Here is a 23,012-nt window from a genome sequence, read left to right as displayed (position 1 = left end):
CGTTTTATAGTCGAATCGCAATTTTTTGGCTGTGTAGGTACCGTTTTAAATCACCAATATCGATTATGCCTTTATGGAATACACTGGCTGCTAATGCTGCATCAACTTTGGCCAGCTCAAACACCTCTTTAAAATGTTCCATGGTACCTGCGCCGCCTGATGCGATTAACGGCACATCACAAATAGCGCGAACCATACTGAGCTGCTTAATATCATAGCCGCCACGTACACCATCTTGGTTCATCACATTGAGTACAATTTCACCACAGCCACGCTTTTGCACTTCTTCAACCCAGTCCTGGGTGTACCACTGGGTGTCTTTAGTCGCGGCTTCATCACCGGTAAATTGCTTTACTTTATAGCTGTCTGATGCCGCGTCATAGAACGAGTCGATACCAATCACAATACACTGGCGGCCAAATTCATCCTGAAGACGTGAAATTAAACTTGGGTCCGTTAATGCAGGAGAGTTAATTGATATTTTATCAGCCCCAAAAGCTAATTTTTCACGGGCTTGTTCAATGGTTTTGATCCCACCGGCCACGCAGAAGGGGATATCAATTTGTTCAGCCACGCGACTGACCCATGACTTATCAATCACTCTATCGTGTGCACTAGCGGTAATATCGTAAAACACCAGCTCATCAGCCCCTTCAAGAGCATATCGAGCAGCAAGCGGCACTATGTCGCCAACAATTTCATGGTCACGAAATTGTACCCCTTTAACGACTTTACCTTCACGAACATCAAGGCAAGGAACTATGCGTTTGGCCAGCATGTGATTGCCTCCTCAACGGTGAAGTTTTTAATCAGTAGTGCTTTGCCGATGATAATGCCATTGGCTTTACTATCACGCACAGCAGCAACATCATCTAATGTGGCGATACCGCCAGAAGCTTGCCAATTAATGTCAGGATACTTTGCTGCCAGTTCGCGGTATAAATCCGTATTAGCTCCTTGTAGGGTGCCATCACGGCTGATATCAGTTACTAAAGCATGTTGCAAGCCAACGCTTTGATATTCGGCTACCAGTGACTCTAAAGACTTGCCGCCACCCGTTTGCCAGCCAGATACGGCAACAATTTTCTCGCCCGCATCGTTAATATTGACATCAAGCGCTAAACAAATAGCTTCGCTGCCATATTTAACAAACCAGCTTTTAACTAATTCAGGCTCTTTAACTGCCAGTGAGCCAATTACTACCCGTTTAACCCCTAATGCTAATAACTCTTCAACTTGCTGTTCACTACGAATACCGCCACCGACTTGAATATCGGTTGTTAACCCAGCCACTAATTCGCCAATTAAGGCTATTTGGCGTTTCGAAGGGTCTTTAGCGCCAGTCAAATCGACAATATGGAGTAATTTCGCACCTTGTGCTTCATAGGATTGCAGCTGTGCGAGGGGGCTTAAGTCAAAGGTGGTTTTTTGTTGGTAATCGCCTTGATATAAACGCACCACTTGACCATCAATTAAATCAATTGCAGGAATGATCATTGCGCTTTCCCCATGTTTAAAAAGTTTTGTAAAATCTTAGCGCCAACGGTAGCACTTTTTTCTGGGTGAAATTGCACCCCAAAAAAGTTATCTTTGCCAATTGCGGCGCTGAAATCTTCACCGTAATTACTGCTTGCTAAGGTATATTCGCTGATTGGCGCACGATAGCCATGCACAAAGTACACATAACTGCCATTTTCTATGCCTGCAAAAAGTGGATGATCAGATACGGTGATTTGATTCCAGCCCATGTGTGGCAAAGGTAAGCCTTTGCTGTCTAAATCACCTATCTCTGTCGGGATAAGGCCTAAACATTCAATGGCCTGTGTGCCACGTCCGCCATACTCATTTGACAGGGAAGCAAGCATTTGCATCCCTAAGCAAACGCCCATAACGGGTTGCGTCAGGCTTTTAATTAACTCGATTAAGTCTTTTGACTTTAATGCAGCCATAGCCGCACCAGCAGTACCCACGCCCGGTAAAACAACTCTAGAAGCACTGCGAATAACATCAAAGTCAGCGCTGACGACGATATTGGCATTAAGGCGTTCAAACGCAAAGCGCACCGAGCTTAAATTGGCACAACCAGTATCGATAATCACAGTAAGATCATCTAAGTCATTGCCTTTAGCGCGATTAGGAACAGCTGACTGCTCTTTTATGGATAAGTCTGTCACGTTAACTCCTTACAGCACGCCTTTACTTGAAGGCAGTATGTCACCTTCTACTTTCACCGCTTGGCGAAGAGTGCGACCTAATACTTTAAACAAGGCTTCTACCTTGTGGTGGTCATTGTCACCTTCAGAGCTGATATGCAAGGTACAGCGTAAACCATCAGCGAATGAACGGAAAAAGTGTGGCACCATCTCAGTGGCCATTTCACCGACCATTTCCCGATCGAAATCAGCCTTGAACTTAATTAATGGACGGCCTGAAATATCCATTAAGCATTCGCCGTTGGCTTCGTCCATTGGTAAGCTAAAGCCAAAACGGGCAATACCGCGTTTATCACCTAAGGCTTGACGAATCGCATCACCAATAGCCAGTGCAGTGTCTTCAACGCTGTGATGATCATCAATTTCTAAATCGCCATCGACGTGAACATCCATTTTGAAATTGCCGTGGGTTTGAATTTGGTCAAGCATGTGATCAAAAAAGCCAATGCCGGTGTCAATTTTACCTTTTGACTGATTATCTAAATCAATGGTCACTTTTATGTCAGTTTCTTTGGTGGTGCGCACAACCGTGGCTTGACGGCCTTTACTTAACAGCGCCTGGCAAATAGCGTCCCAATCTAAGGTTTGACGATTGTATAGGAAGCTTTTAATCCCCATAGCATTGGCGAGTTCTACATCTGTAGTGCGGTCACCAATAACAGCGGATTCAGTAAAGTCGACTCTGCCTTCAGTTAAGTAGCTTTTTACAAGCCCAAGTTTTGGTTTGCGACAACTGCAGTTTTCATCATTAAAGTGCGGGCAAATAACCACATCGTCAAACATCACCCCTTGGCTTTGAAAGATTTGCATCATCATGTTATGCGGTGCATCAAAATTATCTTTAGGGAATGAAGGTGTCCCTAAGCCGTCCTGATTACTGACCATCACTAATCTAAAACCGGCCTTTTGCAATTTTAATAGCGCAGGGATCACCTGTGGCTCAAATACTAACTTAGCTAGGCTGTCTAATTGCTTATCAATTGCAGGCTCTTCGACTAATGTGCCGTCACGATCAATAAAAAGTATTTTCTGTTTCATGTTGCTGACCTTAACTTTGTAGGAATATTGTTATAATTTATGTATTTTTGCTGCTTAATAGCACGTCTATTACTTTGTCTGTTTGCGCGCTAGAGGCAAAACTGAAGCGGATAGCATCTGCTAAACGAGGGTCTTTATAGGCTCTAGCGACAATGCCATTGTCTCTAAGTATTTGTGCTATTTCGCCAACGTTTTTAAAGCGAGCTAGGGCAAAGTTACCTTTTGCTGTCAGCACCTGGGCACCAATTTGTTGTAGTACCTGAGTAAGTCGCTCACCTTGTTGGTTTAAGCTAGCCACTTGCTCACGCATCAACTTAATACCATCAGAACTTAACGCTTTGGTGGCTAATTCAGATACCGGCAGTGGTACAGGGTAAGGTGCTATTACTAACATGACTAAATCGATAATGGCTTCATTCGCTAGCATAAAGCCGCAACGGGCACCGGCTAAAGCAAACGCTTTAGATAAAGTACGCAATACCACAAGGTTTGGGTATGTCGACAGTAAATCTGCAACCGAATACTCAGGGCTAAATTCAATGTAAGCTTCATCAATCACAACGATTGCTTGAGGCGCACTTGCAATCGCCTTTTCAATATCTTGTTTGCTGATGATAGTGCCAGTCGGGTTGTTGGGATTACAAATAAATACCAGTTTGGCATCGCCAATTTCAGCTGGCCAGTTTTCGGGTAATTGATAATCAGCCCCTAAACTCAGTGCTGTTACACCGACATTAAAGGTGGCTGCACTGATGGCATACATGCCATAAGTTGGACCAAATGAGGCAATGGTATCTTTACCCGGCGTACAAAAAGTGCGGATAAGTAATTCAATAGCTTCATCTGCGCCGCGACTTGCAATAATCTGACTTGGCTTAACCCCTGAATAATCAGCATACGCATTGATTAGTGCAGGTGGTTGGCACTCTGGGTAGCGATTTAATTTATCTAAATCACTATTGTTAAAAGGTGATTCATTAGCATTAATCCAAATGTCGCCTCGGCCACCAATGCGCCTAGCACTTTGATAAGGGGTAAGGTCGAGTAACTCGGGTCTGGCTAATTTTTTTGCATCAAATGTGTTCATCAACGTGTGCTCATAAATCAATTCTATTATTGCTGTCAACGATGGATTTATCATCACAGCGCCAAGATTACTGTTATTGTTCTAAGCTTGCTAACCTAATTGCAACGGCATTTTTGTGCGCATCTAACAGTTCATTTTCGGCTAAGGTCATCACGGTTTGGCCAATGTTTTTCAGGCCTTCTGCGCTGAGTTCTTGCACTGTAAAGCGTCGACTAAAATCCGCTAGTGATAAACTCGATACCGCTCGGCTATAACCGTAAGTGGGTAACACATGGTTAGTGCCACTGGCATAATCGCCAACGGATTCTGGTGTGTATGCACCTAGAAAAACCGAACCTGCAGCACGGATAGTGCTGAGCAAAGCCCGTGGGTTTTCAGTTTGAACGATTAAGTGCTCCGGGCCATATTGGTTGGATACTTGTACCGCTTGAGCGAGATCATTAACCACTAAGCTTCGGCTACATTCAAGTGCTTTGGCGGCAATATCTTGTCGTGGTAACAATGCCAGTTGAATAGTGAGCTGAGCATTCACAGCATCAGCTTGCCCTACGCTGTTGGTCACCAACATCACTTGCGAGTCCACGCCGTGCTCAGCTTGTGACAGCAAATCCGCTGCAATAAAAGCAGGATTGGCTTGGTCATCGGCAATCACCAACACTTCAGACGGTCCAGCAGGCATATCAATGGTGACACTGACGCGGTTATCTTGTGACACTAAGCGTTTAGCTTCGGTAACATAACGATTACCTGGGCCAAATATTTTATCGACTTTAGGTATAGTCTCTGTACCAAATGCCAAAGCGGCGATGGCTTGAGCACCACCGACTTGATAAATCTCGGTAATACCACACACCTTAGCCGCATAAATAATCGCATCATTGATTGGCGGTGGGCTAACTAATACACGTTGCTCACAACCGGCAATTCTAGCGGGCAGGGCCAGCATCATTACTGTTGATATAAGTGGGGCAGTGCCACCTGGAATATACAAGCCGACTTTTTCAATCGCTTCAGATCTAAGCTCACATCGCACGCCTACTTGAGTTTCAATATCAATCGGCTTAAATATTTGTGCCCGATGAAACGCTTCAATATTAGCAACTGCCTGGGCAATGCTTTGTTTTACCTTGTCTGACACTCTAGCACTGGCAGAATCTATCTCTGCAGTTGTTAGGGCAAGATCATCAATGATAGCGCCATCAAACTGCTGATTAAATTTAGAAATAGCCGCATCACCATCTAATACCACTTGTTCGATAATGCTGCGAACTAGCTGCTCAACACTGTTATCACCCACCAAAGGTGAGCGTTTTAATGCCGCAACTTGCTGGTTAGCAGATAAACTATTCCAATTAAGGATTTGCATTGGTGATGAATACTGTAATGGTGATTGTGTCATGGTCATCAGTATTACCCCATCATTTTTTCAATTGGCATTACTAAAATAGAGGTGGCACCTAAGGCCGTTAACTGCTCCATTGTGTCCCAGAATAAATCCTCAGAGCTGACTGCATGCACAGCAACACGATTAGAATCATCATTTAGCGGTAATACAGTTGGATTTTCTGCACCTGGTAATAAAGCCACAATTTGATCTAAAGTGGCTGTTGGCGCGTGTAACAGGATGTACTTGCTTTCACGTGCGCGGATAACGCCATTAACTCGTGACAGTATTTTGTCGATTAACGCTTGCTTAGCCGGTGTTTGAGTTTGATTAGATTGAATGATGCAGGCCATTGAGCGGTAAATGACTTCAGTTTCATATAAGCCATTGGCTTCAAGGGTTGCACCTGTTGACACTAAGTCACAAATACCATCGGATAAACCTGCACGTGGTGCGACTTCAACTGAACCTTTGAGCATACAGTCGCTGTAACTAATACCTTTTTCTTGCATAAAACGGCGAAGGATATTGGGGTATGAAGTGGCAATACGCAGACCCTCTAATGAGCTGGCATCCTTGTAGCTGAATTCATTAGGCACTGCGAGAGATAGGCGACAGGCACCAAAGTCAAGATCACGTAATTTTGTGAAGTCAGCTGGCTTGTTGACCAGTTGACGTTCTAACTGTTCTTCTTCTAGAACGTTCTCGCCGATAATACCTAAGTCAACGACGCCGTCCATCACCAATCCCGGAATATCATCATCACGTACTCGAAGTAGGTCGATAGGCATATTGTCGGCGTGGGCGATAAGGCGCTGCTCATTTACATTAAACTTCACACCACAACTTTTCAGTAGTTGTTGTGACTCTTTAGATAAGCGGCCCGATTTTTGAATAGCGATGCGTAAACGGTTTGATTCAGTCATGATAAATATCCATTAATTAAAGTTGAAAATAAATAGTAAGATTTCAAATATAAAAACAATTAGTTAGCAATAAAAAATTTTAGTAAAAATAAAAAGCAAACTTAAGAAAACAAAAAACCCCTGAAATTGCTTCCAGGGGTTTGTGATAGTTTCACCGCCGGAAGGGAAATAGACCCTCGGCAGTAAGCATCCGAAGGCTACCGCATATGGTGGTGATGATGGATTGTAGTAGCTAGGATGAATATCATTGTTTGTCTCTTAATAATGTTAATGAAGATACCCAAATGGTTATCTTGATAAATTCTGATGAAGTTACCGTTCATACGGCCGTAAACTTCTATGCCATAAAACTTAACCGCTATTGATGTTGTTTGCAATAGCGAATAAAGGGAAATGGTAATTTATTTACACATTTTATGGTAATAACTTAGAACAATTTAAATTAACGGCTATTTTTGTAGAAAAAATAAATAAAAAAGCCAGATGTAAATATTTCTGGCTTTTAAATGGCATAGCCATTAATTGTATTTCACCAACGTCATAGAAACTGTTTGCAGCGATTACTTGACTCGCATTCCTGGTTGGGCACCTTCGTGGGGCTCAAGAATCCATAACTCATTACCACCAGGACCTGCAGCTAATACCATGCCTTCTGACATGCCAAAACGCATTTTTCGAGGTGCAAGGTTGGCGACCATGACAGTCAACTTACCCACTAGGTCTTCTGGCGCATAGGCTGATTTAATACCGGCAAACACTTGTTTGGTCTCGCCGCCTAAATCCAGTTCAAGCTTAAGCAATTTGTCAGCGTCAGGCACATGTTCAGCTTTTGCTATGCGGGCAATGCGTAAATCTAATTTAGCAAAATCATCAAATTCAATCGTGTCACTGATTGGGTCATCCTGTAGCGGATTACCTGTACTGACTTTTGCAGGTGCTTTGTCTGCTTTAGCAGCCTTTTTTGCTTTTACTTCAGCAGGAGCTTGAATTACTTGTAAGTTGTCTTTAGAGGCATCAACCATAGCAGCAACTTTGTCTAGGTCCACACGTTGCATCATCGCTTTAAAAGGCACTATTTCATGGTTAGCCATATTTTTATCTAAGCTTTCCCATGTTAATTCAACTTGTAAAAACGCTTCAACATCTTGGCTTAAACGCGGTAATACCGGCTTTAAGTAAGTCACTAAGATACGGAACAAGTTTAATGAAATAGAGCACACTTGATGCGCTTGTTGCTGCTGGTCTTCATGCTTAATTAACTGCCAAGGGGCTTGCTCAGCCACAAAAGCATTGGCTATGTCGGCCAATGCCATGATTTCACGCATTGCTTTACCGTATTCACGGGTTTCGTAAAACTCTGCAATTTGATCTTGTTTGGCTAAAAATAATTCAGCTAGGCTGTTATCTTCAATGGTCGCTAACTTGCCATCAAAACGTTTGCTGATAAAGCCAGCTGTACGTGATGCTAGGTTGACTAATTTGCCGACAAGATCAGAGTTAACACGCTGAGCAAAGTCTTCAAGGTTTAAATCTAAGTCATCAATACGGCTGCTCAGTTTTGCCGCGTAGTAGTAACGCAAAAACTCAGGGTCTAAATTGTCTAAATAAGTACGCGCCTTAATAAAGGTGCCCTTTGATTTAGACATTTTCGCGCCATTCACCGTCACATAACCATGGGCAAAAACGCTGGTCGGTTGGCGATAGTTAGCGCCGTGAAGCATTGCCGGCCAGAATAAACCATGGAAATTGACAATATCTTTACCGATGAAGTGATAAACCTCTGCGGTTGAATCTTTGGCCCAAAACTCATCAAAGCTGACCTGAGGATTTTTATCACAGAAGTTTTTGAAAGAGCCCATGTAACCGATTGGTGCATCTAACCATACATAGAAGTATTTACCTGGAGCATCTGGTATTTCAAAACCAAAATAGGGCGCATCACGAGAAATATCCCATTGTTGCAGGCCTTGCTCAAACCATTCTTTTAGCTTGTTAGACACTTCTGGCTGCAAGGAACCTGAATTAAGCCAGGTATGCAACATGCCTTCAAATGCCGGTAGGTCGAAGAAGAAATGCTCGCTGTCTTTCATTATTGGTGTTGCACCAGAAACAGCAGACTTAGGATTAATGAGATCTGTAGGGCTGTAGGTTGCGCCACAATTGTCACAGTTATCGCCGTACTGATCTTCAGACTTACATTTAGGGCAGGTACCCTTTACAAATCTGTCTGGTAAAAACATCGACTTTTCAGGATCAAATAGCTGTGAAATAGTCTTGGTTTTGATGTAACCACCGTCGCGAAGTTTCAAATAAATACTGCTGGCCAGCTCGCGATTTTCAGGACTATGGGTGCTGTGGAAATTATCGAACTGAATATTAAAATCAGCAAAATCCTGTTGATGTTCTTTTTGAACTTGCGCAATCATTTCTTCTGGTGCAATACCAAGTTGCTGGGCTTTAAGCATGATAGGCGTGCCGTGGGCATCGTCTGCACAAATAAAGTGACATTCATGTCCGCGCAACTTTTGAAAGCGAGACCAGATATCAGTTTGAATGTATTCAAGCATGTGGCCTAAGTGAATTGGGCCATTGGCATAAGGAAGGGCGCTGGTAACCAGAATTTTACGTTGTGATTGGGTCATTTTTTCTCAACATCGAATTTCGCTAAAAATATTGCCAAGATACTAACTGAAAAATGCAATATTTTCACCAAAACATGCACTAAAAAGGTGTATTTATAACTAAAAAATAATGAAGTTCTGATACACTTGCACAAATTTGTCAACGGGAGTCATGCTTTTGTCTATTTCCTATCCTGATTATCAACTTGATGCACAATTATTAGCCTCAGTGCTTGCCATTTTAGATGCACATCAAGATCCCTATTTAAAACAAGGCTTAGTCTCTGCCGGTTGTGTTGTAAAATTAGCCATTGAAGGTAAAAGATTACAATTAGGTTTGGTATATCCTTATCCTTGTATGACTCAATATCGCGACACCGTGATGGTTATAACCAATAAACTTGCAGTGCTAGATGCCATTGACGAAGTTGAATGTGAAATAGATTTTCAGCCGCGGGTTTATTCTGCTATTACCTCTGTAGAACCGATTAAAAATGTCAAACAAGTTATTGCCATTGCATCAGGCAAGGGTGGAGTTGGTAAATCAACTACAGCAGTTAATTTAGCCTTAGCATTAAAAGCTGAAGGGGCAGAAGTGGGCATTTTAGATGCCGACATATATGGTCCATCGATTCCGCTTATGCTAGGTATTCCAAATTTTCGTCCACAAAGCCCCGACGGCAAAATGATGACAGCCGCTTCGGCTCACGGCATTGCAGCACAATCAATTGGTTTTATGCTAGGTGATGGTGAGGCTGCTGTATGGCGTGGGCCAATGGCAGCAGGCGCATTAGTACAATTAATGAATGAAACCCAGTGGCCAGATTTAGATTATCTGATTATAGATATGCCGCCAGGTACAGGTGATATTCAATTAACCCTATCGCAAAAATTTCCCGTAAGTGGCGCGGTAATTGTCACTACGCCACAGGATATTGCCTTAGCTGATGCGCAAAAAGGCATTAGCATGTTCAATAAAGTACAAATTCCAGTACTCGGTATTGTTGAGAACATGAGCTTTCATTTATGCCCAGAGTGCGGTCACAAAGAACACCCATTTGGAACCCATGGCGGCAGTAAAATTGCTGAACGCTATAATGTGCCATTATTAGGGGCGTTGCCGTTAAATATTAATATTCGTGAATCGATGGACAATGGTGCGCCTAGCGTGGTCACTGAGCCTGATTCTGAAGTGTCTGGTATTTATCGTGAAATTGCGCGCAAGTTAGGCGCGCAATTAGCATTACAACAAGTTAAATCAACTGTTTCTATTAGTATATCGGACGACGAGTAAGGTCAAAGCATGAATTCTCCACAGTGTGTCATTATTGGTATCGCCGGTGCATCGGCATCAGGTAAAAGCTTAATTGCGAATACTATTTTTCAAGAGCTTTGCCGTGATCTCGGCACCAACCAAATAGGGGTTATCAATGAAGATGCGTATTATCGTGATCAATCTCATTTGACCATGGATGAGCGGATTCAAACCAACTATGACCACCCTAAAGCACTTGACCATCAACTGCTTGCTAACCATTTAGAAACATTAAAACGTGGTGAGGCTGTTAACATTCCACGTTATAGTTACACCGAACATACTCGTATATCTGAAACGCTCGAAATGCAGCCTAAAAAAGTCATTATTCTAGAAGGGATTTTGTTACTAACCGATCCTAAGTTACGTGAACTCATGGATGCCAGTGTGTTTATGGACACACCACTAGATATCTGTTTTTTACGGCGATTAACACGAGATGTTGCAGAACGTGGTAGAACAATGGAATCGGTTATCTCACAATACAAGAAAACAGTACGTCCGATGTTTTTACAGTTTATTGAACCGTCAAAGCAATATGCCGATATCATTGTTCCCCGTGGTGGCAAAAATCGTATCGCAACCGATATATTAAAGGCACGTATTCAACACTTGCTGGCTAAGTAACATCACCCACTATTAAAGGCTCGATTACTCAATTAAGGTTGTGCTAATGCGTTTAACCGATATCGAAATAGAACAAAGCTTAGATGATGGGTTGATTATAATTGACCCAAGACCTCCAGTTGAAGCTATTTCAGGTGTCAGTGTTGACGTCCGCCTTGGCAGCCAGTTTAGGGTATTTCAAGATCATACAGCACCCTATATTGACTTAAGTGGTCCTGCCGCTGAAATGCAAGTTGCCTTGGATAAGGTGATGGGCGATAAAATTAATATTGCTGACGGTGAAGCGTTTTTTCTTCATCCTGGCGAATTAGCTTTAGCTGTTACCCTTGAAACTGTTACCTTACCGGCTGATATTGTCGGTTGGTTAGATGGCAGATCATCATTAGCCCGATTAGGCTTAATGGTTCATGTTACCGCCCATCGAATCGATCCCGGTTGGCAAGGCAAGATTGTATTAGAGTTTTTCAATAGTGGTAAATTGCCATTGGCGCTTCGTCCTGGCATGACCATTGGTGCATTAAATTTTGAGCGTTTAAGCGGTCCAGTGGCGCGGCCATACAATAAACGTAAAAGTGCAAAATATAACAACCAGCAAGATGCCGTAGCCAGCCGGATAAGTCAGGACGATAAATGACGCAAGTTTGGGTAAATCAACAACATATGGCAAGCGTCAACCCGTTTGATCGTGGTTTAGCTTATGGCGATGGTCTGTTTGCGACTATGCGAACCTATCCTTCTACATCCACCAAAGCTGGCATTATGTTGTTAGATTTACACTTAACTAGACTGGAGCAAGGCAGTAAACGACTTAACCTTAATTGGTCTGCATCTAGTCAATTACGCAAGCATTTAATTTATCTCGCCAGTAGTTATCCCAATGCATGTGTCAAATTACTGCTGACTCGTGGTGTTGGTGGCCGTGGTTATCAAGCGCCTGAAATAGCCAATATTACCGAAATCACCTCAGTACATGAAATACCTGAGCATTATAAAACTTGGCAAAAAAGTGGCGTTGCGTTAACTACCTCACCAGTCACTTTAGCTCGACAACCACTGTTAGCGGGTATTAAACACCTTAATCGGTTAGAGCAAGTGCTGATAAAATCACATACTTTACCCACTGGATTTGATGATTGGTTAGTCTACGATACCCACGGCTATTTGATTGAAGCCTCAATGGCGAACATCTTTATAGTTAAAGATAATCAAGTGTTTACTCCTGCGATTAATCAAGCTGGTGTGAGTGGTGTAATGCGTGAAGCTGTGATTGACATCATGTTAGCACAGGGTGTTGTAGTTCATGCGACTCAGCTAAACAGTAATAGTGTATTAATGGCTGATGCTATTATGATGAGTAATAGTTTGCTCGGCCTTATTGATGTTGTACGAGTCGATAAAAACAGCTATCAGCCATGGTCTCACACGCAAGCTATTGCACAGCAGTTGCAAACGCTATTAAGCTAAGGCACTTTACTTGAGCCAACAAGAATCATTCACCTAATTAGATGTCTATGAAAACAACAATAATAACCCGATTGTTAGCCAGTTTAATTCCACTTTTAGCCATTATGTGTTTAGTGGGTTATTGGTATGCAAAAGATATTTTGCAATACAAAAATCAGCCATTAACGCTGACGGAACCCACAATCATTACCGTGACATCTGGTACATCTTTACTGAAATTAACCCAGGAATTAGAACAACAAGGCATTATTACTGAAAGCTGGAAAGTGCGCTTGTTAGTTAAACTAGAACCTTATTTAGGCGATATTAAAGCTGGGCTTTATCAGATGGTGCCAGGCGATAAGCTGGTGGATTTTATCAACCGACTGAGATTAGGCCAAGAAATGGTATTTTCAGTGACATTTGTTGAAGGTAAAACCATTAAGGAATGGATACCAGTATTACAAGGTCTAGAACACATGCGATATGATGAGAATGTGTTTATTAAAGTACTTGAAGCAAATGGCGATACGACAGGATTACCTGAGGGTAAGTTTTTCCCTGAAACTTATCACTATCGTGTCGATGAAACGTTATTTTCAATGATGCAACGCAGTTACTTAATGATGCAAACTCATTTGGCGCAAGCCTGGGAACAGCGTGATCCTGATTTAAAATTAAACTCGCCCTATGAACTGCTGATTATTGCTTCAATTATCGAAAAAGAAACCGCTAAAGATGAAGAACGTAATTGGGTCAGTGCAGTATTTAATAATCGTTTGAAAAAGGGCATGCGTTTACAAACGGATCCCACCATTATTTATGGTATGGGCGACAGATATAAAGGCAATATTACTAAGAAAGACATACTAGAGAAAACCGCTTTTAACACTTATCGAATTGATGGCTTACCCCCTACACCGATAGCGGCTCCAAGCAAGGCGTCTTTATATGCGGCAGCAAACCCGGCCAAAGTGAATTATTTGTTTTTTGTATCAAGAAATGATGGCAGTCATATTTTTTCATCGACGTATAAAGAACATAACCGTGCTGTAAATGAATATCAGAGAAAGAAAAAATGAGTCAACAATTAGGACAATTTATTGTTATCGAAGGCCTAGAGGGTGCTGGTAAATCTAGTGCGGTGTCTTTAGTTCAAAGCATTATTACTGAACATACAGGTCAAACACCAGTATGTACCCGAGAACCTGGCGGCACACCTCTGGCTGAAAAAATTCGCGACTTAGTTAAAATTGCCGATGAAAACGATCCCTTATGCGATGAAGCAGAATGCTTACTATTTTATGCAGCACGTACCCAGTTAATTACTAATGTGATTAAGCCTGCATTAGCCAAAGGGCAATGGGTATTAGGTGATCGTCACAATTTATCATCGCTAGCATATCAAGGCGGTGGCAGAGGTTTAATGCCATTAGTTAAAGCCATTAGTGATGCAAGTTTGCATGGCTTTAAACCTGACTTAACCCTGTATTTAGATATTGACCCTAGCCTAGGTTTACAACGCGCATCTGCCCGTGGTGCACTTGACCGAATTGAGTTGCAACATATTGCATTTTTTGAACGTGCCCGTGCTACCTTCTTAGCCTTTGCAGCCGAAGACGAGTCCATTATTGTTATTGATGCAAGTCAGTCTATCGACAAAGTACATCAAGATATTCGTGATAAATTAACCAAAAGATTATTAGCAGTAAAACGGCCTTAAGCAATGCTGATACAAGGGGTAAAAAGATGACAGACTATACTTTGACACAACTACCTTGGTTGGCTACTCCATTTGAGCGCTTTGCTAAGTTGTGTTACCAAAATCAACATAGTCATGCCCAACTTATCCCTGTCGATATCGCTTTAGGAGGTATCGAACTGGCTACTGAAATGGCTCAAATGGCATTGTGTGTCGACAAAACCCCAGTGGGCGCTTGTGGTATATGTAAAGCATGCTTGTTATGCAAATCAGGTAATCATCCCGATTTACATTGGGTACGCAGTGATGGCAATCAAATCAAAGTCGATCAAATACGCGAGTTATGTCAATCATTACTGCATACCGCACAGCAGTCAGGTGCTCGTGTTGCTGTAATAGAGCAAAGTGAACGAATGAACATTGCCGCGGCCAATGCACTGCTTAAAACATTAGAAGAACCTGGCGCAAATACGTTATTATTATTACAAACCGATACCCCAGCGAGTTTATTGCCGACCATAACAAGCCGTTGCCAAAAAATAGCCTTTACTCACCCAACTAAAACACATATAACTGATTGGCTTGACGCACTGGATTTATTACCAATTGCTAATGCCCAGGGGCAACGACATGATGTTACTTGGTGTTTAGGCGTGGTAGGTGGTCCGTTAAAGTTAGCCGCTAGCCTGCAGTCAAAACATTACCCACAATTACTTGAATATCGACAAGATTGGTCCGCAAGCTTACAATCGGGTCACTTGCAAAATAGTTTGTTAAAGTTAACTGATATACAAATAATAGATGCTTTGAAGGTTTTATATTTGTACTTAAGGCAATATGTGTTAAAAAGTAATAAGTTAAATCCATTAATTCAATCAAAAGTGATTGAATTAGCTGGTGATGTTATGCACATGACCCATAAATTAGCTACAATGGCTAATGTAAACACACAGGCTTTATGTCAAAATTATGTTTTACAATTCAGGCACGTGCTAGCATTAAGCTAAGTGCTATGCTTAAACCGCTTAATATAAGTACTCACATCATTTTATAAGAGAATTAAGAGATAATATGGTCGACTTGGTGGTTAATTACGATACTCTGCACCAGCTATATCGTGCCTATATGCCGTTTATTAAACCGGCGGGATTATTTGTGGCAACTACAGAAAGTCATTTTTTAGGTCAAGAGCTCACCATTGCATACCGTTTACCTAACACTAGCCAAATTAATGAATTTAAAGGCTCTGTGGTATGGATTAATCCTATTGGCGCATCGGGTGGAAGACCTGCAGGGATTGGTATTAAAATTAGAACTGACCCTGAAAGCCATAAACACCATATTGAAAAGTTATTAGCACAAGAATTATCGTCAGGTGATTTGACCTGTACCATGTAGCTCGGTATCCTCTGCATCCCATTTATCTAATTCTCGTCTGTTATTATGCTAATTGATTCACATTGTCACCTGGACCGTTTAAAAGCGGCGCCAGATCAAGCCTCGTTACAAATTATTATGGATAACGCCAAAGCCCAAGGGGTGGATTATCTATTGTGTGTGAATGTGCGCCAGCAAGGTTTTGAACAAATGCGCGATAAAGTAGCGCAGTTTGATAATATTTTTTTATCATCAGGGGTGCATCCCTTAGATGTTAAAGAAGGCTTAGATGTTGATCAAATTAGACGTTTTGCCACCGATCCTAAAGTGATTGCGATTGGTGAAACAGGTTTAGATTATTTTTATGCCGATGAAACTAAAATTCTGCAACAACAATGTTTTGAACAACAAATTGCCTTAGCTGTTGAAGTCAATAAACCCCTTATTGTCCATACTCGTGATGCCAGAGAAGACACTATAGCCATGCTTAAAAATGGTCAAGCTGACAAAGTGGCAGGGGTGCTCCATTGTTTTACAGAAACATGGGAAATGGCCAAAGCCGCAATGGATTTGGGTTTTTATATTTCAGTCTCGGGTATTGTCACTTTTAAAAATGCCGGTGAGCTACGTAGCGTGATCCGTAAAGTCCCAAAAGATAGATTATTGGTTGAAACAGATTCCCCTTATCTTGCGCCTGTGCCACATCGCGGCCAAGAAAACCAACCAGCTTATGTTCGTGATGTTGCAGAGTTTGTTGCAGAGCTTCGCGGTGAAAAGTATCAAGATCTGGCGGACTACACTTCAGAGAACTTCTTTAATTTGTTTAAGGATGCCGGGAAGTTGATCGGTCGTTAAACAAGATTATGCATTGTTTAAATGGTTATTTTTTGGCAAAAAAAAGACCCAAAACGATCCGATTGTCTTGGGCCTAGGGAAATGGCTCTTTACAGAGCCGTGCGCTAGAGTTGAGGATTTAATCTCTGCACAAATTATAGTCATTACTTCCAATTTTTGCTTAAAAAAACATCATTAATTTGTTGTTTACGGTAATATTTTTAGCGTGATTAAGTAAACGCATTATTTATCATATAATTAGTCGACTATGAAAAAGCAAAAAAGCCTGAATAATTTCAGGCTTTTTGCTTTAGGTAGCTGTGTTTTTAGAGCATGTGTTTCAAGTGCCAGTAGTAGAATGCTACAAGCGCTATTATGTGTAAGCCACTTTGTCTCTAACCAATTCACGTGGCAGATTGTTCTTCAGTCTATGGCCTAAGTGCTTAACAACGCCTAATGCACATTGATGATGACTAACTAACATTTCGCCGTGTGCATGTTGATTGAGCCACTGTTGTCGCTCAGGGCTAAAACTGGCCGTTTCAATATCTCTACCCATCAAAAACTGTTGTGCTTGTAGTGATGTTAACTCAATGCAATTTTGATTGTTTAGGGTGGAACCTACTAAAGCTATGATAGCTTCATGTCTGACCTTAAAGCCTTTTTTTAACGCATCAGCAAGCTTAAGACCAATCCGTTGGAAACGCATTTTTCCTACCATTGGCATAAATTGATTTGGGAATAGCCAAAACTCATCGTCTCTTTGCATGACAGAAGTCTCATGGGGCAAGTCGATATCAAAATGACTTAATAAATAGTCGCTTAAGGCTTCAGTTTGTTTATCTGTTGCAATGCTAAACGGAAAGTTTTTTTGCAGTTTAGGCTGTTTTTTAATTCGTTCAATCGGGGCGATTTTACGGATTTTAGCAACGAAGAAGCCCTCACTATCAAAAATTTGTGGCCATACATGTAAGAAGCCTTCTGGAGTACAGGCGGCTTGCGCATTGGGGAATAAATCATTCAATGGCACAAACTCTACCGCATCAGGATACGTTTGCTGTAAATGATAACAAATATGCTGATTCTCTAATTGGCTCAATGTGCACGTTGAGTACACCAAGGTGCCACCAGTCTTTAACGCGAGAAAAGCCGCTTCAATAAGATCCTTTTGGGTATCCGCGATTGCCGTTACATCGTTTATATCCCAATTTTTTAATGCATTAGCATCTTTGCGAACCGTCCCTTCACCACCACAGGGGGCGTCTAACAAAATAGCATCAAAAGTGTCATACATATATTCGCCAAATACTCGGCCGTCAAAATGGGTTAACGCCACATTACTCGCGCCCATACGAAGCACATTGGCGTGCAGCACTTTAACTCGACTAGCGGAATATTCATTGGCGACTAACAAGCCTTTATTATGCATTAATGCCGCTATCTGAGTGGTTTTTGAACCAGGAGCTGAAGCAACATCTAAAATGAGCTCAGGCGATAAAATACCATCAAATAAAGCGGTCGGAGGAAGCATTGAACTGGCTTCTTGTATATAAAACAGCCCTTGAATATGTTCAACCAAATTACCGAGTTGTTGCTCGTCATCGACATTAATCCAAAAACCATCATCACACCAAGGTATGGGGTCAAATTGCCAGCCTTTATGTTGCATTAACTGCACGAACTCAGCGCTAGTGATTTTTAATGTATTGACTCGAATCGATTTTCGTAGCGGTTTGTCACAGATGGCGATAAATTCATCCAGAGAAAGGTGCTTGGGTAATTCATCACTAATGTGTTTGATAAAATTTGGATTTAATTGAACCATAATGCAGACATTGTTTACTCACGTGGCATAATTGCCAAGATAATATCATGGAATGTATCAGCTTGGTTATTCAGCGATATAAACTAGTCGCGACAAATGCGTTAAACGGTTCAAAGTAAATTTGCCAAGCAAAGGGAGATTATGTGCTAAATCGAGTGTGGTTAGGTTTTTTCATTGTTGCAGCAATTGCTATCGTATTGCAGTTATTATCTGGCAATGTGACCGTATTAAGTGATTCTGTGAGTGCGCTTTTTGCCAGCGCCAAACTCGCCGCTGAAATATCCATAGGGTTGATTGGTGTATTAGCCCTTTGGATGGGATTAATGCAGGTAGGTGAAAAAGCCGGTGTAGTGGGCTTATTTGCTAAATTGTTTGAGCCATTATTGTGCAAACTAATGCCTGATGTTCCGCGTGGACATCCTGCTTATGGCAGCATTAGCATGAATTTAACCGCCAATATGCTTGGATTAGACAATGCAGCTACGCCGCTTGGCTTAAAAGCCATGCAAGATTTACAAAGCCTAAATCCGAATAAAACCGTGGCGACTAATGCTCAAATTCTTTTCTTAGTACTGAATACTTCTTCGGTAACCTTAGTGCCTGTCACGGTATTTTTATATCGAGCACAACAGGGCGCAGCATCGCCCGCTGAGATTTTTTTACCTATTTTATTAGCCACTTGTGCCTCAACAATCGTCGGTTTATTAGTGGTGGCAATCGTGCAACGCATTTCATTATTTAACAGCGTTATTTTAGCCTATGCTGCTTTATTGTTGTCGCTGATTATGGCGTCGATGTTTTACTTATTAAGCTTAAGCGCAGAAGCCATCGGTCAAGTCTCAAGTGTATTAGGTAATGGCATTTTATTATTACTGGTAATGAGTTTTGTGATAGTGGCGGGAATTAAAAAAGTCGAAATATACGATGAGTTTATTGACGGTGCAAAAGGCGGCTTTAATCAGGCGGTACAATTAATTCCTTACCTATTAGCTATGTTGTTGGCTATTGGATTATTACGGGCATCGGGTGCGTTAGATTATGTATTACAAGGGCTGGCTAGTTTAGTGTCTATGCTGGGTTACGACACACGGTTTATTGATGCTATGCCGACCGCCATTATGAAGCCATTTAGCGGCTCAGGTGCTAGGGCTATGATGCTAGAAACCATGGAACATCATGGGGTTGACTCCTTTGCTGGGCGTTTAGCGGCTATTTTTCAAGGCAGTACTGAAACCACCTTTTATGTGTTGGCGGTTTATTTTGGTTCGGTAGGTATTCGAAACGGTCGTCATGCATTAGGCTGTGGTTTAGCGGCTGACTTAGGCGGCATTATTGCCGCCATCAGTGTGTGTTACTGGTTTTATGGTTAATATAAGCAGAGTGGATCAATTACTGATAAAAGTTAATCAATAATTGATTTATCTCATCCGCTTTTTCTTGCATGGCTAAATGGCCTGCAAGCTGCACATGGTGAAGTTTTGCGCCGCTAATCTCATCACTCATCAGGTAGCTCTCTAATACGGTGCGTAAATGGTTTTCCAGACCAACTATCACCAGTGTTGGTAGGGTAAATTGTTCCACTAACTCCATGGTATCGCGCTTAAATATTGCCATATGGGCAAAACGACTTAATACCGGCACTTGCTGGCTATCAATATTTTGCAGTTGTTGGCTAAGTAGCTCAACAGCAGCCTTATCTTGGTTTGTTTTAGCAAACATTAACGGGCTAATGGTATCTGCTAATTCGCGGGTGATGGTTTTAGTCTCGTTCATAATATCAAGCCATTGTTGGTACTTAACACAGTTTACTTCTGGCTCGAAGCCTATAAATGCGTTGATCATTACCAGCGATTGTACTTTTGCAGGAGCGTTTAGCACCATTTCTGCAGCAATCGCACCGCCGCAACCGTGGCCAATAATATGGTACTTCTCGATATTTAACTCCGCTAAAGCGGACGCAATGTGTTGTGCAACATCAAGTAAGTTTTTGGTGGTGGCAGGTATACTTTTACTGTCACCGTGGCCCCATAAGTCAATCGCAATACATCGATAGTGCTGACTTAGACTTTGTAGTTGAGCTTGCCAGATTTGTCGATTAGCAAATAAGCCATGTAATAATACAATGACATCACCTTGGCCAATGTCAGTGTAATGCAGCGGCTGTTGGTCAATTAAACAATGCTTTGAACTGGATAACATAATAAGACTCAGTAAATAAAAATGGGATAACTATGGTTGTTCGCTGATATTAGCCTATGCACTGCTAAGAATGTTAATTCAACGCACGACTAAAGCAATTACTCGTAAGGGGCTCACTCGGAAAGGCCTAGAAGCTATCTTGGCTTATCGACCTCAATAAAGGTTAGCTAGGCTGGTACACTTACTACAAATTTAACGTAATGGGCAACAAGCTCTTCTAACCTAGCGAGTACGGGGGCTTTTAATTCAAATTCCGCGTGTTCGAAAACCTTAAATAAATCCTTGCATAAAAACGCCTCAGTGTAATGACTGGCAACAGGGAAATAACTTAAATGCCACTCCTCGGTACTCACTCCGCTTTTTCCTTGCTGAAAAGGGAAGTAAAAGCCAAATTTGTGAGCATGTTGTTGCAACCACAAGTATAACGCATGGCAAGGGCCATTGGCTTGATATTCAGCAGCAACCAGCTGTAATGCTTCATGACTGATTTTGCTGGGGTCGTATACGTCAATATCTGTTCCCCAATGGTGCCTAGATGCACCAGGGAGTGCAGACCAAATTAAAATTGAATCGATAATTTGCTGCGATGATAAGGATTCAAAATGAAGCAGTTGATGTTGTTTATCAAGCAGTGGCCGCTTACCGGTAGCTTTGGCATTCCAAATTGATAATTGCTTATCAAAGCTGCGATAAGCTGAGCATATCGCCATATCAATACCTTGGCGCTTTGCCGCATCACGCATAGTCGAAAATGCTTTTGCGGCTTCTGGTTGTAATAAAACAGATTCAAACTTAACTAAATTTGCCTCATCCAAGCCATAAAGGTGAGGATGTGAGATCGCTAATGCATTTTTGTTAATGCTTGAATCTGTAATAGGCTCTAGTCGCACAACAGTTTTTCCAGTATTCGCTCATAACATAACGTCAGTAGCTCAAGGTCGGCGATATTCACAGACTCATTTACTTTATGAATGGTTGCGTTAACCGGACCAAGCTCGATAACTTGAGCGCCAGTTGGCGCGATAAAGCGGCCATCGGATGTGCCACCGGTTGTTTGTGGATCTGTATCATAACCGGTAATTTCGCGAATGCTTTGTTTGGTCGCTTCTAATAATGGGCCGTTACCGGTTAAAAAAGGCAGTCCGTTGAATACCCAGTTAATATCGTAATCTAAACCATGGGCATCAAGAATACTTAACACCCGTTGTATTAATATTTCGGCGGTCACTTCGGTTGAGTAACGGAAGTTAAACATCACTTGAAGATCACCCGGGATCACATTAGATGCCCCTGTGCCGCCATTAATATTGGCTATTTGAAAACTGGTTGGCGGGAAAAACTCATTGCCGCTATCCCAGTGCATTTGTGCCAGCTCAGTTAATGCAGGAGTGGCTTTATGAATAGGGTTATCTGCAAGGTGAGGATAGGCCACATGGCCTTGAATGCCCTTAACGGTTAAATTGCCCGTTAAGCTTCCACGACGGCCATTTTTAACGACGTCACCGAGTTTATGTGTCGATGAAGGCTCGCCCACTAATGCCCAGGTAATTTTTTCGTTACGCGCTTCTAAGGTTTCGATGACTTTTGGGGTGCCATTAATAAATGGGCCTTCTTCATCACTGGTGATCAGGTAGGCAATAGAGCCTTTATGATCGGGATGTTTAGCAACAAAGCGTTCAGTGGCGACGACCATAGCAGCTAATGATCCTTTCATGTCAGCGGCGCCGCGACCATGTAAGTAACCGTCTATTACGGTTGGCTCAAATGGCGGGGTATGCCAGCGATTTAAATCGCCTGTTGGTACTACATCGGTGTGGCCCGCAAAACAAAAAACCGGTGACTCAGTACCGCGACGTGCCCATAAATTGGTGGTGTCGTGAAATACCATCGACTCAATATTAAATCCGACCTTGCTAAGACGTTCAGCCATAAGCGATTGGCAGCCTTCATCAAGTGGGGTAACTGATTTGCGTGATAGTAAATCTTTGGCTAAATCGATAACTTGACTCATTTGGTAAACCACGCTTGATAGTCAGCTTCTTTAAAGCCAGCCATAATAGTTGAATGATTATCTAACACCGGACGCTTGATCAGGGTAGGGTGTTGTAGCATTAATGCAATTGCTTTTTGCTCGGTCAAATCTGATTTTTGCGCGTCATCTAAGCTTCTAAAGCTGGTGCTACGTTTATTAAATACGGTTTCCCATCCCAAGGTTTGACACCATTTAGCGACAGTATCTTGATCTAAGCCCTGTTCACGAAAGTCATGGAATTGATGTTGTATTTTGTTGGCGTCTAACCATTTACGCGCTTTACGAACCGTGTCGCAATTCTTGATACCATATAACTTCAACCTGAATACTCCCTCAGCGACATTGTTTGTTATTTGTTAGGCTGCAAAATGTTGTAAATGAAAGTGTTT

The 23,012-nt window shown here is 42.0% G+C and carries 23 protein-coding genes; 10 read left to right on the top strand and 13 right to left on the bottom strand.

The window, feature by feature from the left end:
- Positions 1-4: 4 nt before the first annotated feature.
- The 8 genes from hisF to metG all read right to left on the bottom strand — a co-directional run bounded on the left by hisF (position 5) and on the right by metG (position 9,290).
- Positions 5-778 (bottom strand): imidazole glycerol phosphate synthase subunit HisF, encoded by a 774-nt coding sequence (gene hisF / locus FJ709_RS10975; RefSeq protein WP_226410101.1) that lies wholly within the window; start codon positions 776-778, stop codon positions 5-7.
- Positions 760-1,497: a 1-(5-phosphoribosyl)-5-[(5-phosphoribosylamino)methylideneamino]imidazole-4-carboxamide isomerase gene (gene hisA / locus FJ709_RS10970; protein WP_226410100.1), complete on the bottom strand. Its 738-nt coding sequence runs from the start codon at positions 1,495-1,497 to the stop codon at positions 760-762. The genes hisF and hisA overlap by 19 nt, the downstream gene beginning before the upstream one ends.
- Positions 1,494-2,159: an imidazole glycerol phosphate synthase subunit HisH gene (hisH, locus tag FJ709_RS10965; RefSeq protein WP_226415943.1), complete on the bottom strand. Its 666-nt coding sequence runs from the start codon at positions 2,157-2,159 to the stop codon at positions 1,494-1,496. Before hisH ends, hisA begins: the two co-directional genes overlap by 4 nt.
- Positions 2,160-2,183: 24 nt before the next feature.
- The gene (gene hisB, locus FJ709_RS10960; protein WP_226410099.1) at positions 2,184-3,251 is read right to left on the bottom strand and encodes a bifunctional histidinol-phosphatase/imidazoleglycerol-phosphate dehydratase HisB; all 1,068 of its coding nucleotides are present in this window, start codon (positions 3,249-3,251) and stop codon (positions 2,184-2,186) included.
- 37 nt (positions 3,252-3,288) lie between these two features.
- Positions 3,289-4,338, bottom strand: a complete 1,050-nt coding sequence (gene hisC, locus FJ709_RS10955; RefSeq protein WP_226410098.1) for a histidinol-phosphate transaminase — start codon at positions 4,336-4,338, stop codon at positions 3,289-3,291.
- 73 nt (positions 4,339-4,411) lie between these two features.
- Complete coding sequence (hisD, locus tag FJ709_RS10950) at positions 4,412-5,704, bottom strand: histidinol dehydrogenase (RefSeq protein ID WP_226415941.1); 1,293 nt, start codon at positions 5,702-5,704, stop codon at positions 4,412-4,414.
- 44 nt (positions 5,705-5,748) lie between these two features.
- Entirely contained in the window at positions 5,749-6,648 is a 900-nt protein-coding gene (gene hisG / locus FJ709_RS10945) for an ATP phosphoribosyltransferase (protein WP_226410097.1), read from the bottom strand.
- 560 nt (positions 6,649-7,208) lie between these two features.
- Entirely contained in the window at positions 7,209-9,290 is a 2,082-nt protein-coding gene (gene metG / locus FJ709_RS10940) for a methionine--tRNA ligase (RefSeq protein ID WP_226410096.1), read from the bottom strand.
- 151 nt (positions 9,291-9,441) lie between these two features.
- Between metG and apbC the strand changes: the two genes are divergently transcribed.
- From apbC to FJ709_RS10895, 9 genes are all read left to right on the top strand, one after another.
- Entirely contained in the window at positions 9,442-10,563 is a 1,122-nt protein-coding gene (apbC, locus tag FJ709_RS10935; RefSeq protein ID WP_404829953.1) for an iron-sulfur cluster carrier protein ApbC, read from the top strand.
- Positions 10,564-10,572: 9 nt separating this feature from the next.
- Complete coding sequence (gene udk / locus FJ709_RS10930; protein WP_226410094.1) at positions 10,573-11,211, top strand: uridine kinase; 639 nt, start codon at positions 10,573-10,575, stop codon at positions 11,209-11,211.
- Positions 11,212-11,257: 46 nt separating this feature from the next.
- Positions 11,258-11,845 (top strand): dCTP deaminase, encoded by a 588-nt coding sequence (gene dcd, locus FJ709_RS10925; RefSeq protein WP_226410093.1) that lies wholly within the window; start codon positions 11,258-11,260, stop codon positions 11,843-11,845.
- The gene (pabC, locus tag FJ709_RS10920) at positions 11,842-12,675 is read left to right on the top strand and encodes an aminodeoxychorismate lyase (RefSeq protein ID WP_226410092.1); all 834 of its coding nucleotides are present in this window, start codon (positions 11,842-11,844) and stop codon (positions 12,673-12,675) included. The genes dcd and pabC overlap by 4 nt, the downstream gene beginning before the upstream one ends.
- 47 nt (positions 12,676-12,722) lie before the next feature.
- Positions 12,723-13,736 (top strand): endolytic transglycosylase MltG, encoded by a 1,014-nt coding sequence (gene mltG, locus FJ709_RS10915; protein ID WP_226410091.1) that lies wholly within the window; start codon positions 12,723-12,725, stop codon positions 13,734-13,736.
- The gene (tmk, locus tag FJ709_RS10910) at positions 13,733-14,377 is read left to right on the top strand and encodes a dTMP kinase (protein ID WP_226410090.1); all 645 of its coding nucleotides are present in this window, start codon (positions 13,733-13,735) and stop codon (positions 14,375-14,377) included. The genes mltG and tmk overlap by 4 nt, the downstream gene beginning before the upstream one ends.
- Before the next feature lie 26 nt (positions 14,378-14,403).
- Complete coding sequence (holB, locus tag FJ709_RS10905; RefSeq protein ID WP_226410089.1) at positions 14,404-15,363, top strand: DNA polymerase III subunit delta'; 960 nt, start codon at positions 14,404-14,406, stop codon at positions 15,361-15,363.
- Positions 15,364-15,427: 64 nt separating this feature from the next.
- The gene (locus FJ709_RS10900) at positions 15,428-15,754 is read left to right on the top strand and encodes a PilZ domain-containing protein (protein WP_226410088.1); all 327 of its coding nucleotides are present in this window, start codon (positions 15,428-15,430) and stop codon (positions 15,752-15,754) included.
- A 45-nt stretch (positions 15,755-15,799) separates the two neighbouring features.
- Positions 15,800-16,588: a TatD family hydrolase gene (locus FJ709_RS10895; protein WP_226410087.1), complete on the top strand. Its 789-nt coding sequence runs from the start codon at positions 15,800-15,802 to the stop codon at positions 16,586-16,588.
- A gap of 352 nt (positions 16,589-16,940) precedes the next feature.
- Here the strand turns inward: FJ709_RS10895 and rsmF are convergent, their stop codons facing one another.
- Complete coding sequence (rsmF, locus tag FJ709_RS10890) at positions 16,941-18,392, bottom strand: 16S rRNA (cytosine(1407)-C(5))-methyltransferase RsmF (protein WP_226410086.1); 1,452 nt, start codon at positions 18,390-18,392, stop codon at positions 16,941-16,943.
- A 143-nt stretch (positions 18,393-18,535) separates the two neighbouring features.
- Here rsmF and FJ709_RS10885 point away from each other — a divergent pair, with 143 nt between their 5' ends.
- Positions 18,536-19,762 (top strand): nucleoside recognition domain-containing protein, encoded by a 1,227-nt coding sequence (locus FJ709_RS10885; RefSeq protein WP_226410085.1) that lies wholly within the window; start codon positions 18,536-18,538, stop codon positions 19,760-19,762.
- A gap of 19 nt (positions 19,763-19,781) precedes the next feature.
- On the opposite strand, the gene FJ709_RS10880 is transcribed toward FJ709_RS10885, so the two are convergent.
- From FJ709_RS10880 to FJ709_RS10865, 4 genes are all read right to left on the bottom strand, one after another.
- Positions 19,782-20,591 carry an alpha/beta fold hydrolase gene (locus FJ709_RS10880; RefSeq protein WP_226410084.1) on the bottom strand — a complete coding sequence of 270 codons (810 nt, stop codon included), beginning with the start codon at positions 20,589-20,591 and terminating at the stop codon, positions 19,782-19,784.
- A gap of 167 nt (positions 20,592-20,758) precedes the next feature.
- Positions 20,759-21,451, bottom strand: coding sequence for a M15 family metallopeptidase (locus tag FJ709_RS10875; protein WP_404830052.1), 693 nt, complete (start codon positions 21,449-21,451; stop codon positions 20,759-20,761).
- 20 nt (positions 21,452-21,471) lie between these two features.
- The gene (gene dapE, locus FJ709_RS10870) at positions 21,472-22,602 is read right to left on the bottom strand and encodes a succinyl-diaminopimelate desuccinylase (protein WP_226410082.1); all 1,131 of its coding nucleotides are present in this window, start codon (positions 22,600-22,602) and stop codon (positions 21,472-21,474) included.
- Entirely contained in the window at positions 22,599-22,943 is a 345-nt protein-coding gene (locus FJ709_RS10865) for an ArsC family reductase (RefSeq protein WP_226410081.1), read from the bottom strand. Before FJ709_RS10865 ends, dapE begins: the two co-directional genes overlap by 4 nt.
- Between the last annotated feature and the right edge of the window lie 69 nt (positions 22,944-23,012).

Source organism: Shewanella glacialimarina (assembly GCF_020511155.1).
Lineage (GTDB): Bacteria > Pseudomonadota > Gammaproteobacteria > Enterobacterales > Shewanellaceae > Shewanella > Shewanella glacialimarina.
This window is presented reverse-complemented; position numbering and strand designations above follow the sequence as displayed.

What these genes read in the sequence shown, in the direction of transcription:
- apbC (WP_404829953.1), top strand. Translation starts at nt 9,442, where the DNA reads ATGCTTTTGTCTATTTCCTATCCTGATTATCAACTTGATGCACAATTA.
- udk (WP_226410094.1), top strand. Translation starts at nt 10,573, where the DNA reads ATGAATTCTCCACAGTGTGTCATTATTGGTATCGCCGGTGCATCGGCA.
- mltG (WP_226410091.1), top strand. Translation starts at nt 12,723, where the DNA reads ATGAAAACAACAATAATAACCCGATTGTTAGCCAGTTTAATTCCACTT.
- dcd (WP_226410093.1), top strand. Translation starts at nt 11,258, where the DNA reads ATGCGTTTAACCGATATCGAAATAGAACAAAGCTTAGATGATGGGTTG.
- hisC (WP_226410098.1), bottom strand. Translation starts at nt 4,338, where the DNA reads ATGAACACATTTGATGCAAAAAAATTAGCCAGACCCGAGTTACTCGAC.
- FJ709_RS10900 (WP_226410088.1), top strand. Translation starts at nt 15,428, where the DNA reads ATGGTCGACTTGGTGGTTAATTACGATACTCTGCACCAGCTATATCGT.
- metG (WP_226410096.1), bottom strand. Translation starts at nt 9,290, where the DNA reads ATGACCCAATCACAACGTAAAATTCTGGTTACCAGCGCCCTTCCTTAT.
- FJ709_RS10895 (WP_226410087.1), top strand. Translation starts at nt 15,800, where the DNA reads ATGCTAATTGATTCACATTGTCACCTGGACCGTTTAAAAGCGGCGCCA.
- dapE (WP_226410082.1), bottom strand. Translation starts at nt 22,602, where the DNA reads ATGAGTCAAGTTATCGATTTAGCCAAAGATTTACTATCACGCAAATCA.
- hisA (WP_226410100.1), bottom strand. Translation starts at nt 1,497, where the DNA reads ATGATCATTCCTGCAATTGATTTAATTGATGGTCAAGTGGTGCGTTTA.
- rsmF (WP_226410086.1), bottom strand. Translation starts at nt 18,392, where the DNA reads ATGGTTCAATTAAATCCAAATTTTATCAAACACATTAGTGATGAATTA.
- pabC (WP_226410092.1), top strand. Translation starts at nt 11,842, where the DNA reads ATGACGCAAGTTTGGGTAAATCAACAACATATGGCAAGCGTCAACCCG.
- hisD (WP_226415941.1), bottom strand. Translation starts at nt 5,704, where the DNA reads ATGCAAATCCTTAATTGGAATAGTTTATCTGCTAACCAGCAAGTTGCG.
- hisB (WP_226410099.1), bottom strand. Translation starts at nt 3,251, where the DNA reads ATGAAACAGAAAATACTTTTTATTGATCGTGACGGCACATTAGTCGAA.
- tmk (WP_226410090.1), top strand. Translation starts at nt 13,733, where the DNA reads ATGAGTCAACAATTAGGACAATTTATTGTTATCGAAGGCCTAGAGGGT.
- FJ709_RS10880 (WP_226410084.1), bottom strand. Translation starts at nt 20,591, where the DNA reads ATGTTATCCAGTTCAAAGCATTGTTTAATTGACCAACAGCCGCTGCAT.
- hisG (WP_226410097.1), bottom strand. Translation starts at nt 6,648, where the DNA reads ATGACTGAATCAAACCGTTTACGCATCGCTATTCAAAAATCGGGCCGC.
- holB (WP_226410089.1), top strand. Translation starts at nt 14,404, where the DNA reads ATGACAGACTATACTTTGACACAACTACCTTGGTTGGCTACTCCATTT.
- hisF (WP_226410101.1), bottom strand. Translation starts at nt 778, where the DNA reads ATGCTGGCCAAACGCATAGTTCCTTGCCTTGATGTTCGTGAAGGTAAA.